19 protein-coding genes and 1 pseudogene are annotated in these 26,680 nt (G+C 44.6%); 17 read left to right on the forward strand and 3 right to left on the reverse strand.

Annotated elements, in window-relative coordinates:
- Nucleotides 1–70 precede the first annotated feature (70 nt).
- The 13 genes and pseudogenes from R7Z78_RS16605 (at nucleotide 71) to R7Z78_RS16665 (ending at nucleotide 16,649) form a co-directional block, all read left to right on the forward strand.
- Nucleotides 71–469 carry a hypothetical protein gene (locus R7Z78_RS16605; RefSeq protein WP_005382272.1) on the forward strand — a complete coding sequence of 133 codons (399 nt, stop codon included), beginning with the start codon at nucleotides 71–73 and terminating at the stop codon, nucleotides 467–469.
- A 27-nt stretch (nucleotides 470–496) separates the two neighbouring features.
- A complete protein-coding gene (locus R7Z78_RS16610) occupies nucleotides 497–1,564 on the forward strand; it encodes a class I SAM-dependent methyltransferase (protein WP_017634791.1) in 1,068 nt (355 codons plus the stop codon).
- 7 nt (nucleotides 1,565–1,571) lie between these two features.
- Nucleotides 1,572–2,816 carry an NAD(P)/FAD-dependent oxidoreductase gene (locus R7Z78_RS16615; protein ID WP_017634790.1) on the forward strand — a complete coding sequence of 415 codons (1,245 nt, stop codon included), beginning with the start codon at nucleotides 1,572–1,574 and terminating at the stop codon, nucleotides 2,814–2,816.
- 210 nt (nucleotides 2,817–3,026) lie between these two features.
- Nucleotides 3,027–3,767, forward strand: a pseudogene (locus R7Z78_RS16620) (transglycosylase SLT domain-containing protein).
- Nucleotides 3,768–3,866: 99 nt separating this feature from the next.
- Nucleotides 3,867–5,075, forward strand: coding sequence for a DEAD/DEAH box helicase (locus tag R7Z78_RS16625; RefSeq protein ID WP_053303272.1), 1,209 nt, complete (start codon nucleotides 3,867–3,869; stop codon nucleotides 5,073–5,075).
- Between the two features lie 250 nt (nucleotides 5,076–5,325).
- Complete coding sequence (locus R7Z78_RS16630) at nucleotides 5,326–5,988, forward strand: potassium channel family protein (RefSeq protein WP_005388291.1); 663 nt, start codon at nucleotides 5,326–5,328, stop codon at nucleotides 5,986–5,988.
- A complete protein-coding gene (locus R7Z78_RS16635) occupies nucleotides 5,985–7,352 on the forward strand; it encodes a TrkH family potassium uptake protein (RefSeq protein WP_025766961.1) in 1,368 nt (455 codons plus the stop codon). Before R7Z78_RS16630 ends, R7Z78_RS16635 begins: the two co-directional genes overlap by 4 nt.
- A 360-nt stretch (nucleotides 7,353–7,712) precedes the next feature.
- A complete protein-coding gene (locus R7Z78_RS16640; protein WP_169644154.1) occupies nucleotides 7,713–10,697 on the forward strand; it encodes a M6 family metalloprotease domain-containing protein in 2,985 nt (994 codons plus the stop codon).
- Nucleotides 10,698–10,869: 172 nt separating this feature from the next.
- Nucleotides 10,870–11,682 carry a sugar transporter gene (locus R7Z78_RS16645; protein WP_104975968.1) on the forward strand — a complete coding sequence of 271 codons (813 nt, stop codon included), beginning with the start codon at nucleotides 10,870–10,872 and terminating at the stop codon, nucleotides 11,680–11,682.
- 176 nt (nucleotides 11,683–11,858) lie between these two features.
- The gene (locus tag R7Z78_RS16650; RefSeq protein WP_104975969.1) at nucleotides 11,859–13,328 is read left to right on the forward strand and encodes a protein adenylyltransferase SelO; all 1,470 of its coding nucleotides are present in this window, start codon (nucleotides 11,859–11,861) and stop codon (nucleotides 13,326–13,328) included.
- Nucleotides 13,329–13,540: 212 nt separating this feature from the next.
- The gene (locus R7Z78_RS16655; protein ID WP_017634784.1) at nucleotides 13,541–14,539 is read left to right on the forward strand and encodes a TRAP transporter substrate-binding protein; all 999 of its coding nucleotides are present in this window, start codon (nucleotides 13,541–13,543) and stop codon (nucleotides 14,537–14,539) included.
- Nucleotides 14,540–14,609: 70 nt separating this feature from the next.
- Nucleotides 14,610–15,284, forward strand: coding sequence for a TRAP transporter small permease (locus R7Z78_RS16660; protein WP_005384308.1), 675 nt, complete (start codon nucleotides 14,610–14,612; stop codon nucleotides 15,282–15,284).
- 3 nt (nucleotides 15,285–15,287) lie between these two features.
- Complete coding sequence (locus R7Z78_RS16665) at nucleotides 15,288–16,649, forward strand: TRAP transporter large permease (RefSeq protein ID WP_104975970.1); 1,362 nt, start codon at nucleotides 15,288–15,290, stop codon at nucleotides 16,647–16,649.
- A gap of 33 nt (nucleotides 16,650–16,682) precedes the next feature.
- On the opposite strand, the gene R7Z78_RS16670 is transcribed toward R7Z78_RS16665, so the two are convergent.
- The 3 genes from R7Z78_RS16670 to R7Z78_RS16680 form a co-directional block, all read right to left on the reverse strand.
- The gene (locus tag R7Z78_RS16670; RefSeq protein WP_021034161.1) at nucleotides 16,683–16,865 is read right to left on the reverse strand and encodes a hypothetical protein; all 183 of its coding nucleotides are present in this window, start codon (nucleotides 16,863–16,865) and stop codon (nucleotides 16,683–16,685) included.
- A gap of 78 nt (nucleotides 16,866–16,943) precedes the next feature.
- Nucleotides 16,944–18,281 (reverse strand): sigma-54-dependent transcriptional regulator, encoded by a 1,338-nt coding sequence (locus R7Z78_RS16675; protein WP_104975971.1) that lies wholly within the window; start codon nucleotides 18,279–18,281, stop codon nucleotides 16,944–16,946.
- A gap of 4 nt (nucleotides 18,282–18,285) precedes the next feature.
- Complete coding sequence (locus R7Z78_RS16680) at nucleotides 18,286–20,091, reverse strand: sensor histidine kinase (protein ID WP_104975972.1); 1,806 nt, start codon at nucleotides 20,089–20,091, stop codon at nucleotides 18,286–18,288.
- Nucleotides 20,092–20,617: 526 nt separating this feature from the next.
- On the opposite strand from R7Z78_RS16680, the gene tig reads away from it, so the two are divergent.
- The 4 genes from tig (at nucleotide 20,618) to lon (ending at nucleotide 26,490) form a co-directional block, all read left to right on the forward strand.
- Nucleotides 20,618–21,925: a trigger factor gene (gene tig, locus R7Z78_RS16685; protein WP_005382251.1), complete on the forward strand. Its 1,308-nt coding sequence runs from the start codon at nucleotides 20,618–20,620 to the stop codon at nucleotides 21,923–21,925.
- 105 nt (nucleotides 21,926–22,030) lie between these two features.
- Entirely contained in the window at nucleotides 22,031–22,657 is a 627-nt protein-coding gene (clpP, locus tag R7Z78_RS16690) for an ATP-dependent Clp endopeptidase proteolytic subunit ClpP (RefSeq protein ID WP_005382347.1), read from the forward strand.
- A gap of 70 nt (nucleotides 22,658–22,727) precedes the next feature.
- Complete coding sequence (gene clpX / locus R7Z78_RS16695) at nucleotides 22,728–24,008, forward strand: ATP-dependent protease ATP-binding subunit ClpX (protein WP_005382345.1); 1,281 nt, start codon at nucleotides 22,728–22,730, stop codon at nucleotides 24,006–24,008.
- Nucleotides 24,009–24,138: 130 nt separating this feature from the next.
- Entirely contained in the window at nucleotides 24,139–26,490 is a 2,352-nt protein-coding gene (gene lon / locus R7Z78_RS16700) for an endopeptidase La (RefSeq protein WP_005382343.1), read from the forward strand.
- Nucleotides 26,491–26,680 lie beyond the last annotated feature (190 nt).

Here is a 26,680-nt window from a genome sequence, read left to right on the forward strand (position 1 = left end):
TTAAATTGTTTATTTTACAGCTCGATACAAATTGGGGTTGACCCAAATTCACAATAAAAAGGAAATTATCATGTCGCGTTTTAAGCTGTATGTCTCGTTATTATTAACTTTGCTTCTTGTTGGTTGTGGACGAGTACAACCTGTAATGAATGTGGAGGATACTCCAGTTGCTTATGATCTTCAAAATAAACAAGTAAAAATGGCCATAGTGCAATCAGCAACTAACCGAGGCTGGACGATCGAAGAAGTAAGCCCTGGTGTTCTTATTGCAAAAATCCACGTTCGTAAACACTCTGCAGAAGTAAAAATCCCATACAATAATAAATATTACTCAATTATTTATCTCAACTCAGTAAATCTCAAAGCAAGTGATGGCAAAATCCACCGCAATTACAATCGTTGGGTAAACAACTTGAATGTTGATATTCAGCGAGCTATTGCATTGTTGGGCAATCAATCTCAACAATAAAACTATTAATTGCAGTTAGGTTTTTCCGTGTTAAATCAAAATAATGACCCTTTTAATGCTTTTGAAGCGAAGACAGAAGCTCAGAAGTTATCTTTTGCACCAATCGTGTTCCAGACCGCCAAAACGCTTCGAGATTTAGGTATTTTAGCCGCTTTAGACAGCGCTGGCGCACAAGGCATGAGTGCCACAGATATTGCCGAGAAAACGGGAGTATCAGAATATGGTGTTAAAGTACTGTTGGATATGGCGATTAGTGCGCATATTGTTTTATGGGAACGACCTAACTATTCGCTTGCAAACCTTGGTTTTTACCTTCTTCATGATGGTATGACGAATGCAAACATGGATTTTACGGCAGATGTTTGTTACGCCGCGATGATGCATTTGACGGAAGCAATTCAAGAAGGTAAACCGTCAGGTTTGAAAGAGTTGGGCAATTGGGAGACCATTTATCAAGGTCTATCGACGTTACCAGAACAAGCCAAACAGAGCTGGTTTAAGTTCGATCATTTCTATTCGGATCGCTCGTTCCCACTTCTGCTTAAAGAGGTATTTGCAAGGAAGCCAAAGCATCTTGTGGATATTGGCGGAAATACGGGAAAATGGGCGATTCAGTGTTGTAAACATGACCCTGACGTTCAAGTGACGATTGTTGATTTACCGCAGCAATTAGAAGTAGCGATGAAGAATGTTTCAGAAAACCAGTTCGTCGAGCGTGTACGTCCATACCCTGCAAACATGCTTGATAAAGCACAAACATTGCCTGAGCATGCTGACGTATGGTGGATGAGCCAGTTCTTGGATTGCTTTTCCCCAATTGAGATCCTCAATATCCTTAAAAAAGTTAAAGCCCAGTTAACGAAGGGAGATACTATTTACGTATTGGAGCTGTTTTGGGATGCTCAAAAATACGCGGGAGCTTCCTATAGCCTTAATGCCACTTCTCTTTATTTTACCTGTTTAGCTAACGGTAATAGTCGCTTTTATCGCAGTGATGATTTCTTAGAAATTGTCGAAGCGGCAGGTTTATCTGTCGTTGAAAGAACCGACAATATTGGCCTTGGTCATACCTTATTAAAACTACAAGCAAACTAAATTCAGAATGAAAACAGAGCTCAAGCAAGTTGTTGTCGTAGGAGCGGGGCCATCAGGTTCAACCGTTTCTGCCTTATTAAAATCGCGTGGCATAGATGTTGTTGTCTTAGAAAAAGCGACTTTTCCACGTTTTTCCATAGGAGAAAGCCTACTCCCTGCATGTATGGAAGTTGTTGAACAAGCAGGAATGACTCATGCAGTAAAGCAGTTTGGTTTCCAGTATAAAGATGGTGCTGCATTTCGTCGTAATGGCGTATACACCCAGTTCGACTTTACAAACAAATACACACCAGGACCGGGCACGACGTTTCAGGTTCAACGTGCCAACTTTGATAAAGTATTGGCAGATAGCGCTGAAGAGCAAGGCGTAGAGATTCGTTATCAGCATGAGCTGCTCAACCTAGTGTTTGAAGGGAAAAAGTCTCGATTAGAAGTGCTCGACTCAAATAAGAAGGCTTATCAAATCGAAGCAGATTTTGTGCTGGATGCAAGTGGCTTTGGGCGTGTTTTGCCACGCTTGTTGGAGCTAGAAGAACCTTCTTGTCTTCCGCCTAGAAAAGCGATCTTTACCCATATCGAAGATCATATCTCTCCCCAAGAGCCGGAATACGATCGCAACAAAATTTTAATTTCAGTTCATCCTGAAAATCACGACGTATGGTACTGGCTAATCCCATTCTCTAATGGTACCTGTTCGTTTGGTGTGGTGGGTGAGCCAGAATTTTTCGAACAATACCCAGAAGATAAGATTGCAGCGTTGCAGCAGTTAGCCAATGAAGAGCCGGGTTTGGCTGCTTTATTGCGAAACGCGAATTACCCGAATCCAGCAGGCGAGTTGGGTGGCTATTCTGCTAACGTCAAACGTTTAGCGACAGAGCACTACGCGTTGCTTGGTAATGCTGGTGAGTTTCTTGATCCTGTATTTTCATCGGGTGTCACTATCGCCATGAAATCGGCAGAGTTTGCAGCGGACTGCGTGGTTCGTCACCTGAATGGTGAAAAGGTTGATTGGCAAGAAGAGTACTCGCAACGCTTAATGGTGGGAGTGAACACATTCCGCACTTATGTGGAAGGCTGGTACAACGGCACGTTGCAAGATGTGATTTTCTATCAAAACCCGAACCCACGTATTAAACAGATGATTAGTGCGATTTTGGCTGGATATGCTTGGGATACGAATAATCCTTACGTAAAACAAAGTGAGCAGCGTTTGTCGACGCTTGCAGAACTGGTTCGGGAAGCTGAACTGTAAGAATATACATTCGCTTATCCGAGAATCAGTAAGCCCAGGTCTTACCAAAAAATTGGTAAGACCTTTTTAATGCCTCTTTACTTTTACTTCTAGCGTGTTGGAGACACATTGACCACTTACATCGGTGTGTATCGAATTTGAGAATTTTTATGGTGACATTGATCACATCTAGAATTCCTGTTGCTGATATTTATATTAAATTTGTGGGAAATGGATTACATTCTGGGAGTGTTCCCTACATCCGGCTTCGTTGTGAAAACGGTTTATAAGCAACTGTATAAGTTAGTAAAGTTCCAAAAACTACATCAAAAAAAAGACAAGTTTCTTACCAAATCAATTCGCTTGGTGAGTTCGAGCCATCGACTACGCCAAACGCTTCCTCTACTTTCTAAAATTGTCGAAGAACATGACGCATCAACGGTCTCTTCGATTGCAGATCCCGAGAACGCGGTCGCGTGGGGAGGTAAAGTTTCTCCAGAGTTCAAATCTAAAGTCATCCGTATTAGTAAAGAGCTAAAGATCAATCCTAATCATCTTATGGCGTGAATGGCATTTGAAACTGCTGAAACTTTCAGTCCAAGCATCAAAAATGGTTCCGGAAGCGGGGCTACAGGGTTAATTCAATTTATGCCCTCTACCGCAGAATCATTTGGAGTGAACACAAAGACTCTTGCGAGAATGAGCGCGCTTGAACAACTTGACTATGTGAAAGCGTACTATTGGCCCTATCGAAATAAAATTAATAGCTTAGAAGATGCTTACATGGCCATTCTCTACCCTGCTGCGATTGGCAAACCGCCGTCTTTCGTTTTGTTCAGACAAGGCTCAATTGCCTATCGACAGAATGCAGGTATCGATCGCCACAACACGGGGAAAATCACGCTTAATGATGTTTCCTACAAAGTGAGGAAAAAATTAGAAAAAGGTTTGCAGCCCAATTTCATGGGCTAAGATTGTGTCATGTTCCTAGTTTTTCGCGCATGAATCCTTCTGTTACTTCACGGGGATTCTGATACACTACGCGCCCATTTCCTCTGTTGAGACCTTTCTATGCCATTTTCTAAGCTTGGTTTAAGCGCATCGATTGCTGATGCAGTAAAAGCGCTAGGTTATGAAAAACCCACTTCTATCCAACAAAAAGCCATTCCAATCGTATTGCGTGGCCGCAATTTAATTGCAGCAGCGCAAACGGGCACAGGTAAAACGGCCAGTTTTGTTCTGCCAATCTTAGAAAAGCTTAGTCGAGGCGAAACGCAACGTAAAAAACGCGCTCGGGCGATTATCCTAACGCCAACACGCGAACTTGCGCTTCAGGTTCATCAAAGTATTGAAGCTTATGGTAAAAACTTACCATTACGCTCAATGGCGATGTTTGGTGGTGTGGATTATGCACCACAAAAACAAGCCTTGATCGAGGGTGTCGATATTGTGGTAAGCACGCCTGGGCGCTTGATTGATCTGTACGGTCAACGCGCGATTCACTTTGATGAAGTGGAAATGCTAGTGCTTGATGAAGCCGACAAAATGTTGGATATGGGATTCATCGATGCGATCGACAAAATCGTCGACTGTATGCCAGAACATGTGCAAAGTTTGCTGTTCTCAGCGACGTTATCTAACCCTGTTCGTGACTTGGCGAAAAATGCGATTATTGATCCTGAAGAGATCACGATTGCAAAGCACAGTGCCTCAAAATCAAATATTAAACAGTGGATCACGACCGTCGATAAAGATATGAAGTCGTCGCTGTTAAGTCACTTGCTTAAAGAAAATGACTGGTCGCAAGTACTGGTATTTATTGAAACTAAACACGGCGCAGCCAAACTGGTAAGCCAACTTGAGAAACGTGGCATTGTGGCAGAAGCATTCCACAGTGGCCGTAATCAGCGTGTTCGCCAGGAATTAATAGAAAAGTTTAAAGCGGGTGAAATCCAGTACTTAGTCGCAACCGGCGTTGCTGCGCGCGGTATTGATATTGATAATCTGCCAGTTGTCATCAACTACGATTTACCTTACCCAGCGGATGAGTATGTACATCGTATTGGTCGTACAGGTCGTGCTGGCGCGAAAGGTGAGGCGATATCACTGGTTTCAAAAGACGACTTTAAGAACCTCTGCATGATTGAAAGTCGTTTAGGGCACTTGCTAGAGCGAGTGGAAATTGAAGGTTTTGCGCCAAGAAAGCCAGTACCAGTTTCAATTTTAAATTACGTGCCTAAGAATAAACGTAAACCGCACGATAAGCGCGAATCAAAATAGCCAGTTTATCCCATGATCTAAAAGCCGCATTCTTGCGGCTTTTTGCGTTTTAAGGCATCCAATTATGTAGCCATCGCGACGGTTTCTATTCGGTAATGAGGAAAAAAGTTAATCAGTGTCATACGCTTAACACGTAAAGTGAATCAAGGTGCGTTAAGCTTTTGTCAATTATCTGTCCGCAGGTTTGCACAAGGTAAGGAATGGGCGCAAACTTTTTTGCTTGCTAATGAATGCATAAGATGGGGCACAAATGAAAACAGGTGATAAGCAATTCGCCGTTATTGGTCTTGGCCGATTTGGTTTGGCAGTGTGTAAAGAGTTACAAGATTCAGGCGCTCAAGTTTTAGCCGTTGACATCAACGAAGACAGAGTTAAAGAAGCCGCCAGTTTTGTTAGTCAGGCGGTTGTGGCTAACTGTACTCACGAAGAGACGGTTGCTGAGCTCAAACTTGATGATTACGACATGGTGATGATTGCCATCGGAGCGGATGTCAATGCCAGTATTCTTGCGACATTGATTGCTAAAGAGGCGGGAGTAAAGTCAGTATGGGTTAAAGCCAACGATCGCTTCCAAGCTCGTGTTCTGCAAAAAATTGGCGCAGACCACATTATCATGCCTGAGCGTGACATGGGGATACGTGTCGCGCGTAAAATGCTCGATAAACGGGTTCTTGAGTTCCACCCATTAGGCAGTGGCTTAGCTATGACGGAGTTTGTGATTGGCTCTCGTTGGATGGGTAAGACACTAAGTGATTTGGCTCTGTGCAAAGTCGATGGCGTGCAAGTGCTAGGGTTTAAACGGGGCCCAGAAATTACCAAGGCACCTGACCTTAATACCACACTAGAAATTGGTGACCTAATTATTGTGGTCGGCCCTCAAGATGCGCTCGCAAATAAATTAAAATCGCTATGACGTATTTTCATCAGAAAGGTGTTTTTTACGCACCAGATGGTAAACAAGAGAAAGCGAAAGGCAACGAACCGCGAATTATATTGCTCAGTTTTCTCGGTGTTTTACTGCCTTCTGCGGTATTGCTAACCTTGCCAGTTTTTTCTGTTACGGGCCTGTCGATAACGGATGCTTTGTTTACTGCAACGTCCGCTATTAGTGTGACAGGGCTTGGTGTTGTCGATACTGGGCAACACTTTACGCTTGCGGGTAAAATCTTGCTGATGTTTTTAATGCAAATCGGTGGTTTGGGGCAGATGACGTTGTCGGCGGTCTTACTCTATATGTTCGGCGTGCGTTTGAGTTTGCGTCAACAAGCGCTGGCGAAAGAAGCATTAGGGCAAGATCGGCAAGTCAATCTAAACCGACTAGTAAAGCGGATTGTTGTTTTCGCGCTTGTTGCAGAAACGGTCGGGTTTATTTTTCTCTCTATCCGCTGGGTCCCTGAAATGGGCTGGCAGACTGGTATGTTTTACGCCTTGTTTCATGCAATTTCTGCATTTAACAACGCTGGGTTCGCGCTGTTTTCTGACAGTATGATGAGCTTTGTGAATGATCCGTTGGTTATCTTTACACTGGCGGGGCTATTCATTTTTGGCGGGCTTGGTTTTACTGTTGTGGGTGACATCTGGCTAAACTGGCGCAAAGGTTTCCACTTTTTGCATCTTCACACCAAAATCATGCTGATTGCGACACCGATATTGCTCTTAGTCGGAACGATGATGTTTTGGTTACTTGAGCGAAGCAACCCAAACACAATGGCGTCTTTACCTGCAACAGGGCAATGGTTGGCGGCATTCTTTCAATCTGCGAGTGCGCGAACGGCAGGGTTTAATAGTGTTGACTTGGCGTTGTTTACCCAGCCGGCCTTACTGGTCATGATTGTTCTAATGTTAATTGGAGCGGGTTCCACCTCAACGGGGGGCGGTATTAAAGTTTCCACATTTGCTGTTGCGTTTATGGCTACGTGGACCTTTTTACGCCAAAAGAAACATGTGGTTATGTTTAAGCGAACCATAAATTGGCAAACTGTGACTAAGTCATTGGCAATTATCGTTGTGAGCGGAGCCATCCTGACAAGCGCAATGTTTTTATTGATGCTTACCGAGAAGGCCAGCTTTGATAAAGTTATGTTTGAAACCATTTCCGCATTTGCCACAGTGGGGCTCACCGCCGGTTTGACTGCGGAACTTTCTGAACCTGGTAAATACATTATGATCGTGGTGATGATCATTGGTCGTATTGGGCCGCTCACGCTTGCCTACATGTTGGCACGTCCTGAACCTACCTTGGTCAAATACCCAGAAGACGCCGTTCTTACAGGTTAATATAGCGTTAAACAATGGCCGCGCGACCATTACGAGCATTGATTAATAGCAGTGCTCGTACATTTATAGAATATGTGGAATGTTGCCCAGTTTTACCTACAAATTCGTAGAAGTTCATTTCTTCTTCCTTTCGTTTCGATACTATTCATTCACTCAATTTATATTCTCAGAAGCTACGCTCATAACAGCGTTTTGGAATCCGACGCTTTTGTAGTGTGACACCAAACTACGTCGTGTTATCTGAGCGAATTGATACCAGCCTTCGTCAATAGTCACTCAGTCTTACTCTATGCACATAGGGTTACTTTGTGTTTGTTGTGCTTGGTATGAATGAACGAATCGAAAAGATGGAGTCGTACTTTGAAATTCAACACACTCGCCATGGCTATGCTAACTGCGCTTCTTGCAGGGAAGAGCATGGCAACTACTCCGCCATCACCGATTTGGCATACTATTGCGTTGAGCGATGGTAGCTCCAGTGAGGCAATTCTACGTGGAACGGCAGATTTCCACTGGTTTGAAGATAAGCAGGGCAATGCCTTACTTCAGGAAGACGGCGTTTGGTTTTTCGCGCAGATTCAGCGCGAGTCAGACACGCCAATATTGACCTCGACAGGTGTGGTGAAAACGCAGTCGAGTGAGCCACCTGAGTCGGCGAGGTTTCGCCCGGATTTACAAGTTAAACCGCAATTATCTTCTCTAAAAACCATTGAGCCGATGGCACGAAAAAACCTACTGCGTTCGGCGCAAGGTTACCAGGCGATGAGCAGTTCAACGGTGAAGCAGCAGCCCCTATTGGTTGTGCAAGTTTCGTTTGATGACCAAGCAATGGTGCATGATTTTGAGCAACGCGTATTTAATACCAATGGTCAAAGCGTTGTGGATTACTTTGATAAAAACTCTCAAGGTAAATTCAAAGTTGTTCCTGCACTTGAGAGTTACGGCACCGCCAATGACGGTGTGATAGATGTGACTGTGGCACAAAGCCACCCTAACTGTCACTCTAGTTCTACTGATAAGACATGCACCGCCAAGTTGAATGCGGTTTTCACCGAGGCTTATCAAAAACTGGATCCATACTTTAATCTTTCGGCCTACGACAGCAATCAAAATGGTACCGTAGAACCGTCAGAACTCTCTGTCATGTTTATTTTTGCGGGGGGAGATCGTTCAACAGGGGTTCTCAACCGTCCTGCGATTTGGCCGCACAAATTCTCTCACGATGATGTCACACTAGATGGTAAAAAGATCACAGACTATTGTGTGTTCGCTGACTATCAAGTTGATCATCAAGCGACGTTGGGCGTGATCGTACACGAGCTTGGCCACTTAATGCTTGGCTTACCGGATTTGTACGCAAGGAACAGTGATGCCTCGATTGGCTCTTGGGGCGTGATGGGTGGCGGTTCATGGGCGCAGAAACCGGGAGATTCATACGCTGGTGACACTCCGGTTAACATGAGTGCATGGAGCAAACACGCTGCTGGTTTTGTTGTACCAACGGTAACTCATGAAAGTCCAGCGCCTATTTCTGTGAACAACGACGATGTCAAGCTGGTGTATCTCGACCCGTACTTGAAAGAGTTTGGTCCACGTGTTTACTTGGAAAATCGCACCTTTAGCGGTTACGACCGAGCATTGGCGGCTGAAGGTATCCTGGCGACGTCGGTCAATGTCCAGAACCGCTTTAATGATGTTGGCGCGATGCAGGTTCAAATCATGCAGGCTGATGGTCTGAATGAGTTAGAAAATGATGGTAGGAGTGACGCTGACGATTTGTACCCTAATGGTGGCGATGTCATTTCAGATACATCGACCCCGGGTCTGAGAGCGATCACAGGGTTTGATACTGGGGTTCGTATTTCCAACATTGCCAGCAACACCAACGGCGGTAGCTTTTCTCTTGAGCATACAAACGAACCAAATAAATCAGCATGGCTGAACTCTCTTCATCAAGGTTATGTGTACGCGAGTGGGAGTAACACTCTGGCGGTGTCACTGGACTTGAATAGTGATACAGAGCTTGATGGCCTTCAACTTTATGCGCAAAGAGATAGCGCTCAAAGTGACATGACTTATCGAGTTTGGCGATTCCCATTTTCTGGAAACATTGGCTATCGATTAATATTGAATCAAAACAACGCTGAGCTTTTACAGCAAGGTAACTTCCAAAAGTCATCTCGAATTTTATTCCCCCAATCAAGCCAATTGAGTGCGGGTCAGCACTTATTGGTCGTTGAATTGGAAGGCGGTCAATTTGATGCAAACTTTGACTTCGGCCGCTTGCTAAAAACTGAAAAAGCCTCCCTACCTGTAATGTGGACTGGTGATTACAGTGAGATTGGCACGTTTGGTCTAGAAAAAGCCGGGTTCTCTTATATTCCGTTTGCAGCATTATTAAATGTGGATGCGAGCAACTTGGTTGAAGCGAAATCTGATTTGTTACAAACCAATAAAAATACGCCAATCAAACTGAACCTGATGGACAATGATTTCATGGCGGTAGGGTATCAGTTCAATGTGGACATTGTGCAGAAGCCTGAGCACGGCACCATCTCTGGCAACCAGTACCAACCTGAAGCTAACTTCGTTGGTCTGGACACTTTCCAATATCGTTTGTTGTCGGTTGATGGTGCGTACTCATCTTCAATCGTGAATGTGCAGGTGGAAGTGCTTGGCAGCAACGAAGCGCCAGTGGCCGTGATTGATGTTGATAATAAAGACATGACGGTTGGGCAGCGAGTCACGTTGTCTGCGTTAAATAGTACGGATGCTGATGGTGATGTGTTGAGTTATAAATGGGAGCAGTTGGCTGGCACTTCAGTTTCTCTTGGCAATGCAACCAGTGTTAGCACAAGCTTTACGGTGCCTCAAGGTGCAAAAGCGGGTGAGGTTCTGACATTCCGTTTAACCGTGACTGATCCTAGTAATGAAACGTCCAGTGCTACCGTCGATTTAACCATGAAAAACGCAGCGCCACTTACGCTTGCAGATACGGCGACCGTTGCCGTTGGTGAAAGTATTCTGATTGATGCAGCGAGCAATGATTCGGATGTGAACGGCGATAAACTGGTTGTAGAAAGCGTACAGAACGTAACGGGTGTGGGAAGTGCGAGTGTAGAGAATGGCAAAATCCGTTTTCAAGCACCGGATAGCCCTACTGACGGCATCAAGCTGCAATATACGGTTTCAGACGGTCATGGTGCCACTGCTACGGGGGAAGTTATCGTGACGGTTGTTGCTTCTTTGAAGACAACGACATTCAAGAACTCTGAAGGTAGCGGCAGTGTTTCTTATTGGGCTTTGATGTTACTTGCAACATTAGGCTGGCGACGTCGCGTCTAAAACGGTATTGAATTGCGGTATAAGCCACTCACATTGAGTGGCTTATTTTTTATCTGATCTATTTTGGTTTCGTTCTCATTGTCTTATGAGATGTGTTTCTCATTATTTTTAAAGCGATTTTTCTACTCTGCGGTTACCCTAGGGGCCGATTTTTATGAACTAAGGATGTTATATGTCTACCGAGGGCTTTTCTGTTTCGGAAATATGCCGAGAAGCGGCAGTGATGGTCAGAAGGAATCTACTCGCAATTGTTATTGCTTGTATTCCGTTGATTATCGTGCACTCAATTTTTGCTTTTATGTATCCTGAAATGACGGGGCAAGATCAAGCGAACGTTCAAGAAGGCAATGTCGCAGGATTTTATTTCGTCACAATTATTTTGTACCCACTTGTTGCCGCTATGGCGGCTGTGCGTGTGCATCGAATTTATTTAGCCGGCGATTACATGCACTCTGCGTTGGATGTATTTCGTTTGTCAGCTCGAGAATTCCGTTTCATAGGCTGGTGGATACTGTTTGGACTGATGATGATGCTCGTTATTGGTATCCCGATCTTTGTGTTGTCGTTTATCTACATTGCAGAAAGTGGTGAAGCCGACTTTGTTGCTATGGCTATTATCACAACGATTGCAAGCATTCCTGGCTATTGGGTAATGGCGCGATGGTCATTTGTGTTGCCAGCGACAGCAATGGATCATCAGCCGCGCAGTTTGCGTCGTTCGTGGAACCAGAGCAGAGCATACAACAAACAAGTATTCATTTTGATGGGACTAATTCCATTGGGTGCGGGCTTGCTCAGTCAGCTGATCTTTAGCCACTTTACGAATCTCTTTATGTTGAGCCTCGTCGGTGTGGCCTATGGTATTTTTGGCGCGTACCAGCTGGCATTGTTATCGTTGAGCTATAAAACGGTAGTGGATATCGAACGCGCTCGTTTTGATACGCCATCACAGCCACCAAAAACGGGTGAAGAATTTTCCGCTTAACCCTTTGATCGTTTTTACATGCTACCTCCGTTTAGGAGACGGTCTGCGGCAGGTTGATACCTTCCTGCCGCCTTCGCGTTATTCACGCAAAATACCCATGCCCATTTCATGGCTGAATGACAGGGACATTCACACGTATACTCACAACAGTACTTCTTTTTATTAAGGAACCCTACATGTCCATTTGGCAACGGGTCAATTTCACCCATCGCTTTAGTCAATTACCGTCAGCGTTCTATACGTTGGTCGAGCCACAACCCTTGGACAACACTCGCTGGGTCGCTTGGAATGGTGAGTTTGCACAGCAGTTTGGTTTACCAGAAGAGCAAAACGATGAGTTATTGGCGGTTTTTTCCGGGCTAAGTGAATTCGAACAATTTCGTCCTCTTGCGATGAAATATGCAGGCCATCAGTTTGGCGTTTACAACCCAGATTTGGGCGATGGACGTGGATTACTGTTGGCAGAAATTGAGCATCAGAATGGTACTTGGTTTGATCTTCACCTCAAAGGTGCAGGGCTAACGCCTTACTCGCGAATGGGAGATGGGCGAGCGGTATTACGCTCAACTATCCGTGAGTACCTGTGCAGTGAAGCCATGGCGGGCCTTGGGGTTCCGACGACACGTGCTCTCGGTATGATGGTCAGTGATACACCTGTTTATCGAGAAAAAACGGAATCGGGCGCTTTGTTACTTCGAATGGCTGAAACCCATGTTCGATTTGGTCACTTTGAGCATTTCTTTTACACCAACCAGTTAGCAGAGCAGAAGCTGTTGGCGGATAAGGTGATTGAGTGGCACTTTGCTGATTGTGCATCGGCGGAGAAACCATATGCCGCGATGTTTGACGCCATCGTGACTAAAACAGCCGAGATGATCGCATATTGGCAAGCTTTTGGTTTTGCGCATGGTGTGATGAATACCGATAACATGTCAATTCTTGGGCAAACTTTTGATTATGGTCCGTTTGGCTTTCTTGATGATTATGAGCCGGGATACATTTGTAATCATTCAGACTACCAGGGTCGTTACGCATTTGATCAACAGCCTAGAATTGCGCTTTGGAACTTGTCAGCATTGGCGCATGCGCTATCGCCACTCGTTGAACGAGAAGATTTAGAATCGTCGTTGAGTCAATTTGAAGTTCATTTAAGCCAGCAGTTCAGCCGCCTCATGCGTGAGAAGTTGGGCTTAAAAACTAAGATAGCGGAAGACGGGCGTTTGTTTGAAGCTATGTTTGAGCTTCTTCACCAGAACAAAACGGACTACACTCGCTTCTTCAGAACACTTTCAAACCTTGATAATGCGCCTTCCCAAGCCGTAATCGATTTATTTCTCGACCGAGAAGCTGCGCGAGCTTGGCTTGATCTGTACTTAGCTCGGTGTGAGCTAGAGGTTGATAAACTAGGGGGCCAGATTTCAACCGAACAGCGTTGCAAACAGATGCGTCAAGCCAATCCCAAATACATCTTGCGTAACTACTTGGCTCAGTTGGCGATTGATAAAGCGGAAGAAGGGGACTTTAGCGAATTACACCGATTGGCCGGACTGTTAAAACGCCCATTTGATGAGCAACCCGAGTTTGATGATTATGCGAAATTGCCGCCGGAATGGGGGAAGAAAATGGAGATAAGCTGTTCTTCATAAATGGGTCACTTCCCACCCATTTATATCTTTTTCTTGGGTGGAATTCACTCGTTACACTTCGGATTCATGTTAATGGTCTTTTTTAATTTATTGAAATACATATAAATTTTAACATGGTCCATTAATTGCTCTTTGTTGAACATCCGTACCCATCGCCTAACACCTAGTTACTCATGGACGGGATGGGATGTGATTCAACAAGGAGAATAATAATGTTTAAGCCTCTAACTCTACTATCTGTCTCTGCACTTGCTGTTACCAGTTTTAATGCTGCCGCAAATTGTGACCCAGGTGAAACGGTCATCAAGTTTAGCCATGTAACGAATGCGGACAAACACCCTAAAGGCATCGCGGCTTCGTTACTTGAAAAGCGCGTCAACGAAGAGATGAACGGTAAAGTCTGTATGCAGGTGTTTCCTAACTCAACACTTTATGATGATGACAAAGTGTTGGAAGCGCTACTGAATGGTGATGTTCAACTCGCTGCTCCTTCTCTTTCTAAGTTTGAGAAATTCACCAAGAAGTACCGCCTTTTCGATCTTCCTTTCTTGTTCGATGATGTCGACGCGGTTGACCGTTTCCAAAACTCGGAAGCGGGTGAAAAGCTGAAAAATTCAATGAAACGTCGTGGCCTACAAGGCATTGCGTTTTGGCATAACGGCATGAAGCAAATGTCAGCCAACAAGCCGCTCATTTCTCCAACTGATGCTGAAGGACTTAAGTTCCGTGTTCAAGCCTCTGATGTACTCGTTGCTCAGTTTGAGCAGCTAGGTGCTAACCCACAAAAAATGTCGTTCAAAGAAGTTTACGGCGGCTTGCAAACTAAGGTTATTGATGGTCAAGAAAATACTTGGTCAAACATTTACGGCAAAAAATTCTTCGAAGTTCAAGATGGCATTACGGAAACGAACCACGGAATTCTGGATTACTTAGTTGTGACGTCAAACGACTTCTGGAAAAACCTACCAGATGATCAGCGCGAGCAGTTAAATACCATTATTCAAGAGGTAACTGCGCAGCGTAATGCTGAGTCAACCAAAGTAAACCTTGCGAATAAGAACAATATCATCGAAGCCGGTGGTGTGGTTCGTACTCTAACGCCAGAACAGCGCCAAGAGTGGGTCACTGCACTTCAACCAGTATGGAAGAAGTTCGAAAAAGACATTGGTTCTGACCTAATCGAAGCCGCTTTGGCGTCTAACCAAAAATAATAACAGCTAGCACATTTAGCCCTCTCAAACTGAGGGGGCTCTTTCCCCCTACAGACGACGTGATGTAATTATGGAACAGACTTTTTTTGCCAAGGCTGGACGAATCACCGATGCCATTGAAGAGACTTTGATTGCTTTCTTCTTGGGTGCCATGACCTTGCTGACCTTTGCCAATGTCATCTTTCGTTATGTCTTTAACGACAATATTCTTTGGGCGCTTGAGCTCACCGTTTTCATGTTCGCATGGATGGTGTTGGTTGGCGCATCTTATGGTGTGAAAAAACACTTTCATATTGGTGTCGATGTCATTATTAACATCGTTCCGGAAGGTAAACGAAAAGCCCTGGCGCTTTTTGCAGCAATGTGTTGCTTAGCCTTCTCTATTTTGCTGTTAATTGGCGCTTGGAACTACTGGTATCCGTTCGCTACCGACCGAGCGTGGTATGAAACGGACGATATTCCGATGCCTGAAATACTCCAGTTCATGGCCGACTGGTTAAATGAGGGAGAGCGTTATGAAAAGCTGCCACGTTTTATTCCTTACTTCGCTTTGCCACTTGGAATGGCGCTACTAACGTTTAGATTTGTTCAAGTCACGTGGCAAATCGCTACTGGTAAGCTCGATCGCTTGATTGCAGGACATGAAGCGGAGGAAGAGCTCGAATCTCTTAAAGCTGAGATGAGTGACGCTGAAGACGTAATGGCTCCAAAGGCCTCGCAAGACGCTAAAAACAAGGAGCAATAAGCCATGGAGATCTTATTTCTATTTTTGATGGTAATTGGCTTTATGCTGGTTGGCGTGCCAATTGCTATTTCGCTGGGCCTTTCCAGTGTTCTTTTCCTTTTAATGCATTCGGATGCCTCTTTAGCGTCAGTTGCTCAAACGCTGTTTAATGCATTCGCGGGCCACTACACGCTATTGGCTATTCCATTCTTTATATTGGCTTCAAGCTTTATGTCGACGGGTGGCGTAGCAAAGCGGATCATTCGTTTCGCCATTGCCATTGTAGGCTGGTTCCGCGGCGGTTTGGCGATGGCTTCGGTTGTAGCGTGTATGATGTTTGCCGCGTTGTCAGGTTCCTCACCTGCAACGGTTGTTGCCATAGGTAGTATTGTTATCGCAGGTATGATCAAAAACGGTTACTCAAAAGAGTTTGCCTCTGGGGTAATTTGTAACGCAGGTACGCTAGGGATTTTGATCCCACCTTCGATTGTGATGGTGGTGTATGCAGCCGCAACGGATGTGTCAGTTGGACGTATGTTCCTTGGTGGTGTGATTCCCGGTTTGCTGGCGGGTGTCATGTTGATGATCGCGATTTACATTGCCGCGAGAATCAAGAACCTTCCAAAGCAACCTTTTGTCGGTTGGAAAGAAACTTTTGATGCCGCCAAGGATGCAAGCTGGGGCTTGTTGTTGGTCGTCATCATTCTTGGTGGTATCTATGGCGGTATCTTTACGCCGACAGAAGCCGCTGCGGTTGCTGCTGTGTACTCATTCTTTATTGCTAACTTTGTATACAAAGACATGGGGCCATTTGCAGACAAGAAAAACACTAAACCTGCGCTCGTTAAAATCTTCCAAACCTTTGTTCATAAAGACACGAAACACACCCTGTATGAAGCGGGCAAACTCACCATCATGCTGCTGTTCATCATTGCTAATGCCTTAATTTTGAAGCATGTTTTAACGGAAGAACGCATCCCGCAAATGATCACCGAGTCGATGCTCTCGGCTGGTCTCGGACCAATCACTTTTTTGATTGTGGTGAACGTCTTGTTGCTGATTGGTGGTCAGTTCATGGAGCCATCAGGCTTGTTGATCATTGTTGCGCCGCTCGTGTTCCCAATTGCGATTGCATTAGGTATAGACCCAATTCATTTGGGCATAATGATGGTGGTGAATATGGAGATAGGAATGATAACGCCGCCCGTGGGTCTTAACTTATTTGTGACCGCTGGTGTTGCCAAAATGTCGATGATGAACGTAGTGAAGGCAGCATTACCCTGGGTTGGAGTGATGTTCTTGTTCCTAATTATCGTCACATATGTACCATGGGTTTCGACTTGGTTGCCTACTACCTTGATGGGGCCGGAGATCATTACCAAGTAATGGAAGCCAGAAAGTAGAAAGAGGTGTGAGAATTCACACCTCTTCGTCTATTGACTTGTAACAAGTTTTGCGCGGGTCTGAATTAATTCGACGTTCATAGTGTCGCCACCTCTTTTTATTTTTACGACGCTCTTCACCGAATCTTCTCTCTTCTTGATAGCAACCGTCTACGAGCACGGTATCTGTAACAATCGGTATTCTCACTTTTTCGTTCATATCTATAACAACCATGATAAACCCGTTGTTAAAAATTATGATTCAAGTTGAATATAATGCCAGCTATTTGAACGTGTTTTATTTGTAAAGGTCTTTATTTATTTGGTAGCGCTGCATCTTGTCGTAAAGAGTTTTTCTTGGCACATTCAATTGGCACATTGTCTGTTTAATACTACCGTTGTTTTCTAATAAAGCGCCTTCAATGGCTGCTCTCTCAAACTCCGCCACTTGCTCTGCAAGGCTTGAGGAAGACTTAGCAACTGGGTTCGATTCTCCCAACTGAATTAACTTACCCAATAGCACAAAACGCTCTGCAGCATTTCTGAGTTCTCGAACATTGCCAGGCCAGTCATGGCTCATCAGTTGCGCTAGATCTTGGGGTGACAAGCTAGGTGAGCTTTTGCCATAACGTGAAGCTGCTACCAACAGAAAGTGGTGAAAGAGGGCGGGAATGTCTTCTTTTCGTTCGCGTAGTGGCGGGAGATCCAGGGTCACGACATTGAGCCGATAGTAGAGGTCCTGACGGAAAGTACCTTCTTCAGCTGCGTGTTTTAAATCGACCTTTGTTGCGGCAATCGCTCGAATATCTAAAGGCAATAATTCATTTGAACCGACACGCTCAATCACGCGCTCTTGTAATACCCTCAATAAACGAATTTGGGCTTGGATAGGCATCGACTCGATCTCATCCAAGAAAAGTGTGCCGCCTTGTGCAAACTCAAATTTACCGATACGACGGCTTTCGGCGCCAGTGAATGCGCCTTTTTCATGGCCGTAGAGTTCACTCTCAATTAAGTTCTCTGGAACCGCTCCACAATTTACGGCGACAAAGTTTTGGTTCCGGCGAGAGCTTTGCTCATGTAAAGAACGAGCGATTAACTCTTTCCCTGTACCGGTTTCACCAAACAACAAAATATCGGCGTCGGTATCGGCGATTTGGGTGATGGTCTCTCGTAATATTTGGATGCTAGAGGTTTCACCAATAACTCGTGGACCAAGGGTTTTACTGGCTTTAAGTGACAGGCGCAGTTTTTCATTTTCATTGGTTAGTTTGCGCTTCTCAATCGCCCGCTTAACCGTTTCAACCAAATGTTCTGGCGCAAAAGGTTTCTCAATAAAGTCGTAAGCGCCTTGATGAAGGGCTTGCACAGCCATGGAAATATCACCGTGTCCAGTGATCATGATGACGGGTAAGTTTGCATCGCGTTGAGTCAAAGTTGTCAGCATATCCATACCAGAAATGCCCGGCAAACAGATATCAGTGACCACGACGCCAGCTTCTTCTCCTTGCTGCATCGCTATTAAAGCCGATTCTGCATCCACAAAAAACTTGGCGTCGATATCCGCCAGTTCAAAGGTCTGTTCTATAGCGATTCTGAGATCGGCCTCATCATCAATAAAAAACACCTGACACATGATCTTATCCTTTTGATGGTTCAGTGTTGTAAGAAGTGATAGGTAAACACAATGAGAATCGAGCGCCGCCTTGTTCTCGATTATGGGCACATAATTTTCCATTCATACTGGCTAAGATTTGTTGCGAGATAGAGAGGCCCAAACCTAAACCGTTCAGTTTAGTGGTTAGAAACGGTTCACATAAATCAGAAAGTGAGAAAGAGCCAAGCCCTGGGCCATTATCATCAACATGAATCCAAACCAAATCAGTGTGCTCATCGTGTTCTACAGATAATTCTACCTGTTTGTCTTGTTGCTCTTTGAGTGCTTCTATCGCATTAGTCAGTAAATTGACCAACACTTGCTCCAGTTGAATAATATTGATCTGCACTTCAACATCATGCTCTGGCAAATTTGTTTCTAACGTGACGCGCCCTGATTTAAATGCGGGCTTCATCAGTTCTTTTACAGAGGCAATAACAGGGAACAGTCGAGATTGAGCCAACTCGTCACCACTGGTTTTTTTGGCGAAAGAGCGAAGTTGCTGACTGATATTTGCCATACGGTCAGTGAGAGCAGAAATGCGAGTGAGATTATCTTCCACTCGCTCATATTTTTCTTTTTTTAGAAACAGCTTGCCGTTCTCCGCAAAGCTACGAATTGCCGCAAGTGGATTATTCAGTTCATGGCTGATACTGGCCGACATTTGTCCTAACACCGCGAGTTTCGCTGCTTGCACCAATTCGTCTTGAGTAACGCGTAAAGTTTGTTCGGTATCGATACGCTGTGCGATCTCCGCTTGCAACTCGGCAGTCCGTGCCATGACTTGATATTCCAACTTTTGATTTGCTTCTTGTTGAATTCGTTCAAGTTGCAAGTGACGCTGTTGACGGTGATAGATAAGCTGACCAATTAAAAACAAAACCATGAATGCTAGAGTGAGTACAAAGATGTAACCCATGGTGAACCAAACGATCGACTGTTTAGGAGACAGCACACGAATAGTCAGTTTGAGTTCGGGTAGGGGCAGCGAAGAGACTACCAAGGTTCCTTTATTGTATGGGTAACCCTGTTTAAGCTCAGAATGCACCTCGTCCAAACTACCCACTAATCCAAGCGTTTCAATTGGCGCATCAAGATATTGTTGGCTTGCCCAAACTTGCTTTTTCTCTTTTTTTGTCAGTGGTTGTAAGCTTTTGAGTAGCCATTCACTTCGGCTACTCATGAAAACAATTCCGTATGGGTCGCTGGCGACAAAAACACTGTTTGGTTGCTGCCAGTTGTCCTCTATCTTACTTAGGTCCATCTTCACCACGACGACACCAAGTACACCGCCAGCGTATATGATGGGATAAGAATAGTAGTAGCCACGTTTACCAGATGTTGAGCCCAGTGCGTAGTATTGGCTTCTTTTGCCTACAATGGCTTGTTTGAAATAAGGGCGAAATGCAAAATTTCGCCCGATAAAGGAGCGCTCTTTACGCCAGTTGCTGGCCGCGATCGTTGTACCCCATTGATCGATTAAGTACGTATCCGCTGCTTCAATCACGCCATTAACGGATTCTAAATACCGATTAGTGATTTCCAGTTGCGCACTGTTGTTGGGGTGCAGAAGCGCTTGATAAAGAGGATCATCTTTAGCGAGAAGATTTGGAATATGGGCGTACTTATCGAGTTTATTTTTTATATGGCCAGAAAACTGCTCCAACTGTGATTGGTGTTTATCAAGTAGAGATTGATAACTGGTCTGCCAAACCCAATGGCCACCGATAATTGCGGACAGGAAATAGAAAGCAAAAAATGTCAGCAGAATCCGTTTTTTTTGCGACATCCTTACACTCCTTACAACTTCCTTTGGTCACGTAAGAAAATGTTAATAGTTTGTAGGAAGGATTAGGGATTTAGTTTTCAACTCTGTGGAGTAAAACAAGAGCAAGATCTCTTTTTAGGCTTTTCGATAAAAAAACCGGTCGATTCTCTTGAAAAAGTCGCTATTGTCCCCATTCTAGATATGCTGGCAATGCTTAGACGGTGTCTGAATCGCATTTTTGAAGAAAAAATGGGTCAGCATTCGAGAATTTAGCGCAGACAATGTCCACATAGTGGCTATTGGCTCGACAGGGTTGCGACAGATCGCTAGAATGTCGCGTCTAAAAATTCTGTCCTGAGGCTAATAGGAGATACCTTTGGTTATTTTATCGAAGATATCACTGATTAGTCCGGTACTGACAACCAGTATCGATACTCGATTTTAAATTAGGTGTTCGGACAGAACACTACACAAGGATGAAGCGTAAGCTCCTCTGAGTTTCGCTCATACGCTCGGAAAACCGAGCCACTTTAGAGGTTTATATATAATGCAAGTTACTGTTGAAACGCTAGAGGGCCTAGAGCGCCGTCTAAACATTACTGTTCCAGCTGCAAACATCGAAGACGCTGTAACAGCTGAACTACGCAACATCGCTAAAAACCGTCGTTTCGATGGTTTCCGTAAGGGTAAAGTGCCTCTAAAAATGGTTGCTAAGATGTACGGCAAAGCAGTACGTCAAGACGTTCTTGGTGAAGTAATGCAACGCCACTTCATCGAAGCTATCGTTAAAGAGAAAATCAACCCAGCTGGCGCTCCAACTTTCGCTCCTGTAGAGAACAAAGAAGGTTCAGACCTAGTTTTCACTGCAACTTTTGAAGTTTACCCAGAAGTTGAGCTTAAAGGCCTAGAGAGCATCACTGTTGAAAAACCACTAACAGAAGTTAAAGATGCAGACGTAGAAGAGATGATCGATACTCTACGTAAGCAACAAGCAACTTGGGTTGAAGTTGAAGAAGCAGCAGAAGATGGCAAACGCGTAAGCATCGACTTCGTTGGTTCTATCGACGGTGAAGAGTTCGAAGGTGGTAAAGCTGAGAACTTCCCTCTAGAAATGGGTGCTGGTCGCATGATCCCTGGTTTCGAAGACGGTATCGCAGGTAAAACTGCTGGTATGGAATTCGACATCGACGTGACTTTCCCAGAAGATTACCACGCTGAAAACCTAAAAGGTAAAGCAGCTAAGTTCGCAATCAAAGTGAACAAAGTTGAAGCTCGTGAACTACCAGAACTAAACGACGAGTTCGTTGCTAAGTTCGGTGTTGTTGAAGGTGGTGTTGAAGCACTTAAAGCTGAAGTTCGTAAGAACATGGAACGCGAACTTAAGCAAGCTGTTAAGAACCGCATCAAAGAGCAAGCGATTGACGGTCTAGTTGAGCAAAACGACATCAACGTACCATCAGCGCTTATCGAGCAAGAAATCCAAGTTCTACGTCAACAAGCTGCACAACGCTTCGGTGGTAACCCAGAAGCTGCTGCTCAGCTTCCACGTGAACTGTTCGAAGAACAAGCTAAACGTCGCGTAGTTGTTGGTCTTCTACTAGGTGAAGTAATCAAATCTGAAGAGCTAAAAGCGGACGACGAGAAAGTTAAAGCTCTAATCGAAGAAATGGCTACTGCATACGAAGATCCATCAGAAGTTATTGCTTACTACGAGCAAAACGAAGAAATGATGAACAACATGCGCAACGTAGCTCTAGAAGAGCAAGCAATCGACGCGATCATCGCTAAAGCACAGGTTTCTGAGAAAGAAGTAGGCTTCAACGAGCTACTTAACCAACAACAACCTGCTGCTTAATAAGCAATATCTTGCGTAGAAGGTTGACTTAACGTTAACTATTCTGCTAACAATGGTCCGTATGATAGTCATCATCCGGGCCATTTATTTTAGGGACATAAGAATATGAGCTACCAAGAAAAAAATGCAATGTCGCCAATTATGGACGCGCTAGTACCAATGGTGGTTGAACAAACTTCCCGAGGCGAACGCTCTTACGACATCTACTCACGTCTGCTTAAAGAGCGCGTGATTTTTTTAACGGGTCAAGTGGAAGACCACATGGCAAACCTTGTCGTGGCTCAGCTACTTTTCCTAGAATCTGAAAATCCAGATAAAGATATTTTCTTATACATCAACTCTCCAGGCGGCAGCGTAACAGCAGGTATGTCTATTTACGATACCATGCAGTTCATTAAGCCAAATGTGAGCACAGTATGTATGGGTCAAGCATGTTCAATGGGTGCCTTCCTGCTTGCAGGTGGTGCGCCAGGTAAGCGTTACGTACTGCCTAACTCTCGTGTAATGATCCACCAACCATTGGGTGGTTTCCAGGGTCAAGCTTCTGATATCCAAATCCATGCTCAGGAAATCCTGACGATTAAACAGAAGCTAAACAAGTTGTTAGCAGAACATACAGGCCAACCTCTTGAAGTCATTGAGCGCGATACTGATCGTGATAACTTCATGTCATCAGAGCAGGCTGTGGAATACGGTATCGTGGATGCAGTGTTAAGCCACCGTGGCGAGTAATTAGCCAGCGCATTTTGGCAAAAATTGATATACACTCATTCATGAAGAGTAAAGGCTAAGAGGTTAGCGAATGACAGATAAAAGCAAAGAAAGTGGCAGCGGTAAATTGCTGTACTGTTCTTTCTGCGGCAAAAGTCAGCACGAAGTTCGCAAGCTAATCGCAGGTCCGTCAGTGTACATTTGCGACGAGTGTGTCGACTTATGTAACGATATTATTCGCGAAGAAATCAAGGATGTTCTCCCTAAGAAAGAATCTGAAGCGTTACCAACGCCAAAACAGATCCGTGAACACCTTGATGACTATGTGATCGGGCAAGATTACGCGAAAAAAGTGCTCGCAGTTGCGGTATATAACCACTACAAGCGTTTACGCAATGGTGATACAACGAGCGAAGGTGTGGAGCTTGGTAAGAGTAACATCCTTCTAATTGGTCCTACAGGTAGCGGTAAAACACTACTTGCGGAGACATTAGCTCGATTCTTGGATGTGCCATTTACAATGGCAGACGCGACGACACTAACCGAAGCCGGTTACGTAGGTGAAGACGTTGAAAACATCATCCAAAAGCTTCTGCAAAAATGTGATTACGATGTAGCTAAAGCGGAACGCGGCATCGTTTACATTGATGAAATTGATAAGATTTCACGCAAAGCTGAAAACCCATCTATTACGCGTGACGTATCTGGTGAAGGTGTTCAGCAGGCGCTACTAAAACTTATCGAAGGTACGGTTGCATCGGTTCCACCTCAAGGTGGTCGTAAGCATCCTCAGCAAGAATTCCTACAAGTGGATACATCTAAGATCCTGTTCATCTGTGGTGGTGCTTTTGCTGGCTTAGACAAAGTGATTGAGCAGCGTGTTGCAACAGGTACAGGTATTGGTTTTGGTGCTGAAGTTCGTTCGAAGAATGAATCGAAGACGGTAGGTGAGCTATTTACTCAAGTTGAACCTGAAGATTTAGTGAAGTACGGCCTCATTCCAGAATTCATTGGTCGTCTACCTGTAACAACAACACTGACTGAGCTTGATGAAGAAGCGTTGATTCAGATCCTATGTGAACCGAAGAACGCACTGACCAAGCAATATGCAGCATTGTTTGAGCTGGAAAACGCTGAACTTGAATTCCGTGAAGATGCGCTGCGCGCTATCGCGAAAAAAGCAATGGAGCGTAAAACAGGTGCTCGTGGCTTACGCTCGATTCTTGAAGGCGTGCTACTTGAAACCATGTACGAATTACCATCTGCAACAGACGTTAGTAAAGTCGTGATTGATGAGTCCGTCATTAATGGCGAGTCAGAGCCACTGCTTATTTACAGTAACGCAGACAATCAGGCAGCTGGAGCAGAGTAAATTCAGCCATAATGAAAAAGGAGGTAAGTAATTACCTCCTTTTTTTATTTCTCTTATTGAATCCAAACAATTAGCCCCCATATACTGCCTTAAGTAATACGTTAAACGTGAAAGCGGAAGAGAGAATTATATGAACTTGGAACGTTCCGAGCGTATCGAGATCCCGGTACTACCTCTACGTGACGTAGTGGTCTACCCACACATGGTTATTCCATTGTTTGTTGGTCGTGAGAAATCGATTAGCTGTCTAGAAACGGCGATGGAAACCAACAAACAAGTTCTTCTTGTGGCACAAAAGCAAGCGGATACTGACGAGCCTACGGTTGACGACCTATTTGACGTAGGTACGGTAGCCACCATTCTCCAGCTCTTGAAGCTTCCGGATGGCACAGTAAAAGTATTGGTCGAAGGCCAGCAGCGAGCAAAAATCAATCACTTTAAAGAGAGTGACTTCTTCCTAGCAGAAGCTGAATTTGTTGTTACGCCAGAATTGGATGAGCGTGAGCAAGAAGTGATTGTTCGCAGCGCGATTAATCAGTTTGAAGGGTTCATTAAGCTAAACAAGAAGATTCCACCAGAAGTGCTAACGTCACTTAATGGTATCGACGAAGCCGCACGCTTAGCGGATACCATTGCGGCTCATATGCCGTTAAAGTTGGTGGATAAGCAGCAAGTGCTTGAAATTGTTGACGTCACTGAGCGTCTGGAATTCCTGATGGGCCAGATGGAATCAGAGATCGACTTGCTGCAAGTTGAAAAACGAATTCGTGGTCGCGTTAAAAAGCAAATGGAAAAATCTCAGCGTGAGTATTATCTGAATGAGCAAATGAAAGCGATTCAGAAAGAACTTGGTGAGATGGAAGACGCACCAGACGAGTTCGAAACGCTACAGAAGAAGATTGACGAATCAAAAATGCCTCAAGAGGCACGTGAAAAGACAGAGCAAGAGCTGCAAAAGCTTAAGATGATGTCTCCAATGTCTGCTGAAGCAACAGTGGTTCGTAGCTACATCGATTGGATGGTCAGCGTTCCTTGGGCTAAGCGCTCAAAAGTTAAGAAAAACTTAGCGAAAGCAGAAGAGGTTCTTAATGAAGATCACTACGGTCTAGAACGCGTCAAAGAACGTATCCTTGAATACCTGGCGGTTCAAAACCGTATCAACAAGCTAAAAGGTCCTATCCTTTGTCTTGTTGGTCCTCCTGGTGTAGGTAAAACGTCTCTTGGTCGTTCAATTGCTTCAGCTACAGGCCGTAAGTATGTTCGTATGGCGTTGGGTGGTGTGCGTGATGAAGCGGAAATTCGTGGTCACCGTCGTACTTACATCGGCTCATTACCAGGCAAATTGATCCAGAAGATGTCGAAGGTTGGTGTGAAGAACCCGCTGTTCTTATTGGACGAAATCGACAAAATGTCTTCCGATATGCGTGGTGATCCGGCATCGGCTCTACTAGAAGTACTTGATCCTGAACAGAATAACTCGTTCAACGATCACTACCTAGAAGTGGATTACGATCTCTCTGACGTTATGTTTGTTGCGACATCGAACTCGATGAACATCCCGGGTCCATTGTTAGACCGTATGGAAGTTATTCGTTTATCTGGTTACACCGAAGACGAGAAGCTGAACATTGCAAAACGTCACCTTGTTGATAAACAAGTGAAGCGTAATGGCTTGAAAGCGGATGAGATCGTCATTGAAGATTCTGCGATTATTGGCATCATTCGTTACTACACGCGTGAAGCGGGTGTCCGTAACTTAGAGCGTGAGATTTCTAAGATCTGCCGTAAAGCGGTGAAGAACATCTTGCTGGATAAGGACATCAAGTCAGTAACGGTAACGATGGACAACCTAAAAGAGTACTTAGGTGTTCAACGTTTCGATTACGGTAAAGCGGATGAAAGTAACCGAATTGGTCAAGTAACTGGCCTAGCTTGGACCGAAGTGGGTGGCGATCTATTAACGATTGAAACTCAATCAATGCCAGGTAAAGGTAAGCTGACACAAACGGGTTCTCTTGGTGATGTGATGCAAGAGTCTATCCAAGCAGCAATGACAGTGGTTCGCTCTCGTGCAGAAAAGCTAGGTATCAATACTGACTTCTACGAGAAGAAAGATATTCACGTACACGTCCCGGAAGGCGCGACACCAAAAGATGGCCCAAGTGCGGGTACAGCAATGTGTACAGCATTGGTTTCTTCTCTAACAGGCAACCCTGTGAAAGCAGAAGTAGCGATGACGGGTGAAATCACACTGCGTGGTGAGGTTCTACCTATCGGCGGCCTAAAAGAGAAGTTACTTGCGGCACACCGTGGTGGCATTAAGACAGTGCTAATTCCAAAAGATAACGAGCGTGATTTGGAAGAGATTCCTGATAATGTTATCGCGGATCTGGAAGTTATCCCTGTACAGTGGATTGATGAAGTACTGAAAGTCGCACTAGAGCGAGACCCGACGGGCGTTGAGTTTGAGTCTCAAAAATAGTGATGTGTAGCAAAAATAAGTAAAAGTTTACGCTGATAAGCCCAAAAAGGCTTGTCAGCGTTTTTTTTGGGCGCTAAGTTAGTTTCGATAGCTGCCAGCCCTTGATGAATAAGGGGTGGAGCATATTTTCTTAACAATGGAACGAAAGTCATCACAAAAATAATCACAGATGACACAAAGGGGAAATTAC

This window comes from Vibrio sp. 1167, assembly GCF_033340375.1.
GTDB classification, from domain to species: Bacteria; Pseudomonadota; Gammaproteobacteria; order Enterobacterales; family Vibrionaceae; genus Vibrio; species Vibrio alginolyticus.